Origin of the sequence: Kitasatospora putterlickiae (genome assembly GCF_039527695.1) — a bacterium.
In the GTDB taxonomy this organism is placed as follows: domain Bacteria; phylum Actinomycetota; class Actinomycetes; order Streptomycetales; family Streptomycetaceae; genus Kitasatospora; species Kitasatospora putterlickiae.
Genome location: NZ_BAAAKJ010000043.1, coordinates 5,182 through 12,812, shown reverse-complemented (window position 1 = coordinate 12,812; position 7,631 = coordinate 5,182). Strand labels below are relative to the sequence as shown.

The window sequence follows — 7,631 nt, the reverse complement described above, 5'->3', positions numbered from 1 at the left end:
GCGGCGGGCAGGAGTTCGGCGGGCGTCCAGGCGGCCGACGGGACCACCGCCGACGCCCCCGGCAAGGCCAAGGCCAAGGCCAGAGCCAAGACCAAGACCGGAACCAAGACCGCGGCCGGGACCAGGACCGGGGCCGCGCCCAAGGCGTCCGCCGGGACGAAGAGCCCCGCCGCCGAGCCCGCCCGCGGCACCCGTACCGCCCGGGCGGCCGGCGCCGCCAAGGCCGCCGTCCAGTCGGTGAAATCCGTCAAGGCCGCCCGCCAGGCCGCCGCCCGCCCCCCGCTGCTGCGCACCACCGACCGCCTGGTGATGCCCGCCCACCCGACCCTGCACATCCCGGACACCAAGGTCGCCCTGTCCACCGCCTCCGTCTACCCGGCCAACACCGCGGTCGCCTTCGAGCTGGCCGCCAAGCTCGGCTACGACGGCGTCGAGGTGATGGTCTGGAACGACCCGGTCAGCCAGGACATCGAGGCGCTGCGCCGGCTCTCCGACGGCCACGGCATGCCGATCCTCGCCGTGCACGCGCCGTGCCTGCTGATCACCCAGCGGGTGTGGACCACCGACCCGTGGACCAAGCTGGTGCGCGCCCGGGCGGCGGCCGAGAAGCTCGGCGCGAACGCGGTCGTCGTCCATCCGCCGTTCCGCTGGCAGCGCCAGTACGCCCGCGAGTTCGTCGAGGGCGTCCACCGGATGGCGGGGGAGACGGACGTCCGGTTCGCGGTCGAGAACATGTACCCGTGGCGGTACAAGGACCGGGAGATGCTGGCGTACGCGCCGGGCTGGGACGTCACGGACGAGGAGTACCGGCACTTCACCATCGACCTGTCGCACGTCGCCACCTCGCGGGTGGACGCCTTCGAGATGGTCGACCGGATGGGGGACCGGCTCGCCCACATCCACCTGGCGGACGGCTCGGGCTCCGGCAAGGACGAGCACCTCATCCCGGGCCGGGGCAAGCAGCCCTGCGCCGAGCTGCTGGAACACCTCGCCCGGACCGGTTTCGACGGCCATGTGGTGCTGGAGGTCAACACCCGCCGGGCCGCGTCGCCCGCCGAACGGGAGGCCGATCTCGCCGAGGCGCTCGCCTTCACGCGCTTGCACCTGGCCACCCCCGCTCGCGTACGCTGACGGCACACGAACTGCCGTCCTCAGGGGGAGACATGGCGGAATCGAGAGAGACCGGGCCCGGCGGAGGCTTCCGCGAACTCGCGGAGTCCTTCGGCGGGGTGGCGGCGGAGTACGACCGGGCGCGGCCCTCGTACCCGCAGGAGCTGTTCGACGAGCTGGAGCGGCTGTCCGGCCGGCGCCTCCAGGGCGCGCGGGTGCTGGACGTCGGCGCGGGCACCGGGATCTCGACGCGGCTGCTGGCCGCCCGGGGCGCCGACGTGATCGCGGTGGAGCCGAGCGCGGGCATGGCGGCCCAGTTCCTGGCCGGTGGCCCGGGCCTCGCCCTGGTCAAGGGCACCGGCGACGAGCTGCCCTTCCACGACCGCTCGGCGGACTTCGTGACCTACGCCCAGGCCTTCCACTGGACCCGCCCCGAGCGCTCCGTCCCCGAGGCGATGCGGGTCCTGCGGCCGGGCGGGGCGCTCGCCGTCTGGTGGAACGTGAAGGACAGCGGCGTCGCCTGGGTGCGGGCGATGGGCGAGCGGCTCGCCGCCGCGCTGCCCGGGACGTACCACCACTACAGCGCCACCAAGGAGATCGCCTCCCACCTCGCCCCGTACGACCTGCGGACCGGGCACGCCGTGCTGCACTGGGAGCGCCGGATCACCGTCGACCACCTGATCACCGACCTCACCTCGCGCTCCTACCTCGCCGCGCTCACCCCGGAGCAGCGCGCGCCGCTGCTGGCCGTCGAGCGGGAGGCCCTGCTGGCGGAGTTCCCGGACGGCTGGGTGATCGAGCCGTACGTGCTGGACCTCACCGTCGCGACCACCCCGGCCTGAACCCGGACCCGCTGAACCCGAACCTGAACCTGCACCCGAACCTGCACCTGACCCGATCCGACAGAGGGGGAGACATGACGGACGTCCAGGAGTTCCGGAAACTCGCGGAGTCCTTCGGCGGGGTGGCGGCGGAGTACGACCGGGGGCGGCCCTCGTACCCGCAGGAGCTGTTCGACGAGCTGGAGCGGCTGTCCGGCCGGCGCCTCCAGGGCGCGCGGGTGCTGGACGTCGGCGCGGGCACCGGGATCTCGACGCGGCTGCTGGCCGCCCGGGGCGCCGACGTCGTCGGGGTGGAGCCGAGCGCGGGCATGGCGGCCCAGTTCCTGGCGAGCGGCCCGGGCCTCGCCCTGGTCAAGGGCACCGGCGACGAGCTGCCCTTCCACGACCGCTCCGCGGACTTCGTGACCTACGCCCAGGCCTTCCACTGGACCGACCCCGAGCGCTCCGTCCCCGAGGCGGTCCGGGTCCTGCGGCCGGGCGGCGCGCTCGCCGCCTGGTGGAACGTGATGGACCAGGAGGTGCCCTGGGTCCGGGCCTCCGGCGCCCGGGAACGCGCGCTGCTGCCCGGGGCCGTCCGCCAGTTCGACGAAGTGGAGACGGCGGCCGAGCAGTGGCGCCGCCTCGGTCTGGAACCCGTCACCACGGTGCTCCGCTGGGAGCGCCGGACCACCGTCGACCACCTGATCACCGACATCTCCTCGCGCTCCTACGTCGCCGTCCTCGACGAGGACCGGCGCCGCGCGCTGCTGGAGGGCGAGCGCGAGGCGCTGCGGGCCGAGTTCCCGGACGGCCTGATCACCGCGCCGTACCTGCTGGACCTCACCCTCGCGGTCGTCCCCCGATGACACCGCGCTGACCGCATCGCGGACGCGGCGTCCGCCGCCCGGATGGCGGGCGTAGGCTCGACGGACACAGCGGCCCCGCACCCTCCGAACGACCGGGGCCGCCAGCCAGCCTCCGAAGGAGTGGAGCACAGTGCCCGAGCTGAGGTCCCGTACGGTCACCCACGGTCGCAACATGGCAGGCGCCCGGGCGCTTCTCCGGGCGGCCGGCGTAGCCCGCGAGGACTTCGGCAAGCCGATCATCGCGGTCGCCAACTCCTTCACCGAGTTCGTCCCCGGCCACACCCACCTCCAGCCGGTCGGCCGGATCGTCTCCGAGGCGATCAAGCAGGCGGGCGGCATCCCCCGGGAGTTCAACACCATCGCCGTCGACGACGGCATCGCGATGGGCCACGGCGGCATGCTCTACTCGCTGCCCTCGCGCGACCTGATCGCCGACTCGGTCGAGTACATGGTCAACGCGCACTGCGCCGACGCGCTCATCTGCATCTCCAACTGCGACAAGATCACCCCCGGCATGCTGATGGCCGCGCTGCGCCTCAACATCCCGACGGTCTTCGTCTCCGGCGGCCCGATGGAGGCCGGCAAGGCCACCCTGGTCGACGGCACCGTGCGCAAGCTCGACCTGGTCGACGCGATCTCCCAGGCGGTCAACGAGAACGTCTCCGACGAGGACATCGCGATCATCGAGGAGAACGCCTGCCCGACCTGCGGCTCCTGTTCGGGCATGTTCACCGCCAACTCGATGAACTGCCTCACCGAGGCGATCGGCCTCTCGCTGCCGGGCAACGGCTCCGTCCTCGCCACCCACACCGCCCGCAGGGCGCTGTACGAGCAGGCCGGCCGGACCGTCGTCGAGATCGCCAACCGCCACTACGGCCAGGACGACCACTCGGTCCTGCCCCGCTCGATCGCCACCCGCGCGGCCTTCGAGAACGCCATGGCCCTCGACATCGCCATGGGCGGCTCGACCAACACCATCCTCCACCTGCTCGCCGCCGCCCAGGAGGCCGAGCTGGACTTCGACATGCGGGCCATCGACGCGGTCTCCCGCCGGGTGCCCTGCCTCTCCAAGGTCGCGCCCAACGGCTCGTACTACATGGAGGACGTGCACCGGGCCGGCGGCATCCCGGCCATCCTCGGCGAGCTCTACCGCGGCGGGCTGCTCAACGAGGACGTCCACACCGTGCACGCCGACTCGCTCGCCGAGTGGCTGAAGACCTGGGACGTCCGCGGCGGCTCGCCGTCCGCCGAGGCCGTCGAGCTGTGGCACGCCGCCCCCGGCTGCGTCCGCTCCGCCGAGGCCTTCTCGCAGTCCGAGCGCTGGGAGACGCTGGACACCGACGCCGCCAAGGGCTGCATCCGCAGCGTCGAGCACGCCTACTCCGTCGAGGGCGGCCTCGCCGTGCTGTACGGCAACCTCGCCGAGGACGGCTGCATCGTGAAGACCGCCGGCGTCGACGAGTCGATCTGGACGTTCAGCGGCCCGGCCGTCGTCGTCGAGTCCCAGGAGGACGCGGTCGAGGCGATCCTCGCCAAGCGGATCAAGGAGGGCGACGTCGTCGTCATCCGCTACGAGGGCCCCAAGGGCGGCCCCGGCATGCAGGAGATGCTCTACCCGACCTCCTTCCTCAAGGGCCGGGGGCTGGGCAAGGCCTGCGCGCTGGTCACCGACGGCCGCTTCTCCGGCGGCACCTCGGGCCTGTCCATCGGCCACGCCTCCCCAGAGGCCGCGTCCGGCGGCACCATCGCGCTGGTCGAGGACGGCGACACCATCGCCATCGACATCCCGGGCCGGCGGATCTCCCTGGAGGTGCCCGCCGAGGTCCTGGACGAGCGCCGCCGCGCGCTGGAGGCCGGCGGCGGCTACCGGCCGAAGAACCGCGACCGCCAGGTCAGCCAGGCCCTGCGCGCGTACGCCGCGATGGCCACCTCCGCCGACAAGGGCGCCGTCCGGGACATCAGCCGGCTCGGCTGACGCCGTCCGCGGCACCAGCGGCCACCCGAGGAGCCGTCCCGACCACCGGGACGGCTCCTCCGCCGTCTCCGCCCACCGGGGATAATCGGGTTCGTGACCCAGGAACCCCGCCTCCCCGCCCAGCCCGCCGGCGCCCCCGAGCCGGAGCCGATCCGCTGGTTCGGCACCAGCTGGGTCGAGCGCGACGGCGGCTACCGGCTGCGCCGCGTCCTCGTCCCGGTCGGCGCCCTGCTCGCCGCCGCGGCCGCCGCGCTGCTGCTGCGCTTCGCCGTCGACGGCATCCGGATCGCCGGCAACGGCGGGTTCCTCAACGGGCTGCTGGTCGCGGCCGTCGCGATCTGCTCGCTGCTCGCCGCGCTGCGCACCTGGAAGCTGCTCACGGAGGGCAAGGAGAGCCTGACCGGCTGGATGGCCGAGGACCGGTCGCTCGGCGTGGTCTGGGTGATCGGCGGGGTCGGCGCGCTGCTCGCCTACTTCGTCCGCAGCCTGCGCGAGGCCCCGGGCGAGGCCGTCCGGCGCGCCCACCACGAGCGGGAGCTGGACCGCTACGAGCGCCGGCAGGCCGGCCGCAGCGGACGGCCCGGCGCCAGGACGCCGGGCCGCGCCAAGCGCAGGCGCTGAATCCCCGGGGTCCCCGCCGGTCCGCCGCCGAGCCCCGTCAGTCCTTGCCGCGGGCCTTCTTCACCGAGCCCACCACCCCCGCGACGGTCACCAGCATCGCCGCCGGGAACAGCGACTCGAAGAACGCCTCGAACACGCCCGCGTCCCCGAGGAACAGCTGCGCCAGCGTGTTCAGCACCAGCAGTCCGCCGGCCGCCGGCAGCGCGGCCTGCCACGGGTGCTCGTTCGCCCACCGCCGCAGCCGCTTGTCGCCGCCCTCCCGGCGCAGCCGGGCGCCGACCGTGCCGACCAGGAAGAAGAAGAACAGGCCCCAGCCGGCCGGACCGGCCAGCATGCTCAGCGACCAGTCCCCGTCGATCAGTTCGATCGCCAGGTCCGTCGCCCCCACCACCGCGCCGACTCCCGCGGCCGTCCGCCACGGCCCCAAGGTCGCCGCGGCGACGGCGACCTGTCGGTTCTCACGTCGGGACATCTCTCCGTGTGCCATGACTCCACGGTGCGCCCGCGTCCAGCCCCGGACCATAGGGGAGAACCCGGAGTTTCGCCCTAAGGGGAGCCCCGCCGGAGCCCTCGTCCGTGCCTCGCCCGCGCCTGGTCGGAACCTCGCCGGAGCCCGCCGGAACCCCGGGCCGCGCTGCCCGCAGGGTGGACGCCGCCGCCGGTGGCGGGCGCGCGGTGCGAGGATGGCGGCGGTGCCGGAACGCGGCCCCGGAGGCAAGGAGCGGCCATGACCAGCAGCGCGGCGCACGGACAGAAGATCGCCTTCCTCGGCACGGGCAAGATCGGGGAGGCCCTGCTCTCCGGTCTGCTGCGGGCGGGCAAGGACCCGGGGGACGTCCTGGTGACCGCCCGCCGCCCGGAGCGGGCCGCCGAACTGGCCGCCCGGTACGGGGTCGGCGTGGTGGGCAACACCGAGGCCGCCAAGCTGGCCGACACCCTGATCCTCGCGGTGAAGCCGCAGGACATGGGCACCCTGCTGGACGAGCTGGCGCCGCACGTCGCCCCGGACCGGCTGGTGATCTCGGCGGCGGCGGGCGTCCCCACCGCCTGGTTCGAGGCCCGGCTGGCGGCCGGCACCCCGGTGGTCCGGGTGATGCCGAACACGCCCGTCCTGGTCGACGAGGGCATGAGCGTCATCTCCGGCGGCTCGCACGCCACCGAGGCGCACCTGGAGCGGGCGGAGGAGATCTTCCGCTCGGTCGGCAAGGCGCTGCGGCTGCCCGAGTCCCAGCAGGACGCGGCGACCGCGCTCTCCGGCTCCGGACCGGCGTACTTCTACTTCCTGGTCGAGGCGATGACCGACGCGGGCATCCTGCTCGGCCTGCCCCGGCAGGTGGCGCACGACCTCATCGTGCAGTCGGCGATCGGCGCCTCGGTCATGCTGCGGGACTCCGGCGAGCACCCGGTGAAGCTGCGCGAGGCGGTCACCTCGCCGGCCGGCACCACCATCGCGGCCATCCGCGAGCTGGAGAACCACGGCGTGCGGGCGGCGCTGCTGGGCGCCCTGGAGGCGGCCCGGGACCGTTCCCGGGAGCTGGCCTCCGGTGGCAGGTGACCTGCGCGAACGGGTCGGTAGGGTCGCCCGCATGAGCTATGAACTGGTGATCTTCGACAACGACGGTGTCCTGGTGGACAGCGAGCCGCTCTCCAACCGGCTGCTGGCCGAGTACCTGACCGAGCTGGGCTACCCGACGACGATCGAGGACTCCTACCGGGACTTCATGGGCACCGCCGCCCACAAGGTGCACGACGTCATCGCCGAGCGGTACGACGGCGCGCGGCTCCCGGAGGGCTTCGACGACGCCTTCCACGGGCGGATCTTCGACGCCTTCGCGACCGAACTGGCCGCCGTCCGGGGCGCGGACGCGCTGCTGGAGGAGCTCCGGCGGCGCTCGGTGCCCTACTGCCTGGCCTCCTCCGCCCACCACAGCTGGATCCGGGCCGCGCTGGACGTCACCGGCCTGCGCGGCCACCTCGCGGAGGATCGGATCTTCAGCGCCCAGGACGTCGGCGTGGGCAAGCCCGCCCCGGACCTGTTCCTGCACGCCGCCCGCACCCTCGGCGTCGACCCGGCGGCCTGCCTGGTGCTGGAGGACAGCCCCAACGGGGTGCTGGCCGCCCGCGCGGCCGGCATGGACGTCTACGGCTACACCGCGCTGACCGACCCGGCGAAGCTGACCGCCGCCGGCGCCACCGGTCTGATCGCCGACCTGGCCGAGGTCCCCGCCCTGCTCGGCT

General features: G+C 73.9%; 8 protein-coding genes. 7 read left to right on the top strand and 1 reads right to left on the bottom strand.

The window, feature by feature from the left end:
- Window positions 1-309 precede the first annotated feature (309 nt).
- From ABD308_RS05240 to ABD308_RS05220, 5 genes are all read left to right on the top strand, one after another.
- Entirely contained in the window at window positions 310-1,131 is an 822-nt protein-coding gene (locus tag ABD308_RS05240) for a sugar phosphate isomerase/epimerase family protein (protein WP_344326922.1), read from the top strand.
- Window positions 1,132-1,163: 32 nt separating this feature from the next.
- Complete coding sequence (locus ABD308_RS05235) at window positions 1,164-1,952, top strand: class I SAM-dependent methyltransferase (RefSeq protein WP_344326849.1); 789 nt, start codon at window positions 1,164-1,166, stop codon at window positions 1,950-1,952.
- A 74-nt stretch (window positions 1,953-2,026) separates the two neighbouring features.
- On the top strand, window positions 2,027-2,797 hold the full coding sequence (locus ABD308_RS05230; protein ID WP_344326838.1) for a methyltransferase domain-containing protein: 771 nt from the start codon (window positions 2,027-2,029) through the stop codon (window positions 2,795-2,797).
- Between the two features lie 130 nt (window positions 2,798-2,927).
- Window positions 2,928-4,772: a dihydroxy-acid dehydratase gene (gene ilvD, locus ABD308_RS05225; protein WP_344326826.1), complete on the top strand. Its 1,845-nt coding sequence runs from the start codon at window positions 2,928-2,930 to the stop codon at window positions 4,770-4,772.
- Window positions 4,773-4,865: 93 nt separating this feature from the next.
- Entirely contained in the window at window positions 4,866-5,393 is a 528-nt protein-coding gene (locus ABD308_RS05220; protein WP_344326815.1) for a hypothetical protein, read from the top strand.
- Between the two features lie 37 nt (window positions 5,394-5,430).
- Here the strand turns inward: ABD308_RS05220 and ABD308_RS05215 are convergent, their stop codons facing one another.
- Entirely contained in the window at window positions 5,431-5,880 is a 450-nt protein-coding gene (locus ABD308_RS05215; protein ID WP_344326803.1) for a hypothetical protein, read from the bottom strand.
- A gap of 240 nt (window positions 5,881-6,120) precedes the next feature.
- Here ABD308_RS05215 and proC point away from each other — a divergent pair, with 240 nt between their 5' ends.
- Window positions 6,121-6,948 (top strand): pyrroline-5-carboxylate reductase, encoded by an 828-nt coding sequence (gene proC / locus ABD308_RS05210; RefSeq protein WP_344326790.1) that lies wholly within the window; start codon window positions 6,121-6,123, stop codon window positions 6,946-6,948.
- Window positions 6,949-6,979: 31 nt separating this feature from the next.
- Window positions 6,980-7,631 (top strand): HAD family hydrolase (locus tag ABD308_RS05205; RefSeq protein ID WP_344326783.1); only part of this gene is annotated, 652 nt, incomplete at its 3' end.

What these genes read in the sequence shown, in the direction of transcription:
- ABD308_RS05240 (WP_344326922.1), top strand. Translation starts at nt 310, where the DNA reads ATGCCCGCCCACCCGACCCTGCACATCCCGGACACCAAGGTCGCCCTG.
- ABD308_RS05235 (WP_344326849.1), top strand. Translation starts at nt 1,164, where the DNA reads ATGGCGGAATCGAGAGAGACCGGGCCCGGCGGAGGCTTCCGCGAACTC.
- ABD308_RS05230 (WP_344326838.1), top strand. Translation starts at nt 2,027, where the DNA reads ATGACGGACGTCCAGGAGTTCCGGAAACTCGCGGAGTCCTTCGGCGGG.
- ABD308_RS05215 (WP_344326803.1), bottom strand. Translation starts at nt 5,880, where the DNA reads ATGGCACACGGAGAGATGTCCCGACGTGAGAACCGACAGGTCGCCGTC.
- proC (WP_344326790.1), top strand. Translation starts at nt 6,121, where the DNA reads ATGACCAGCAGCGCGGCGCACGGACAGAAGATCGCCTTCCTCGGCACG.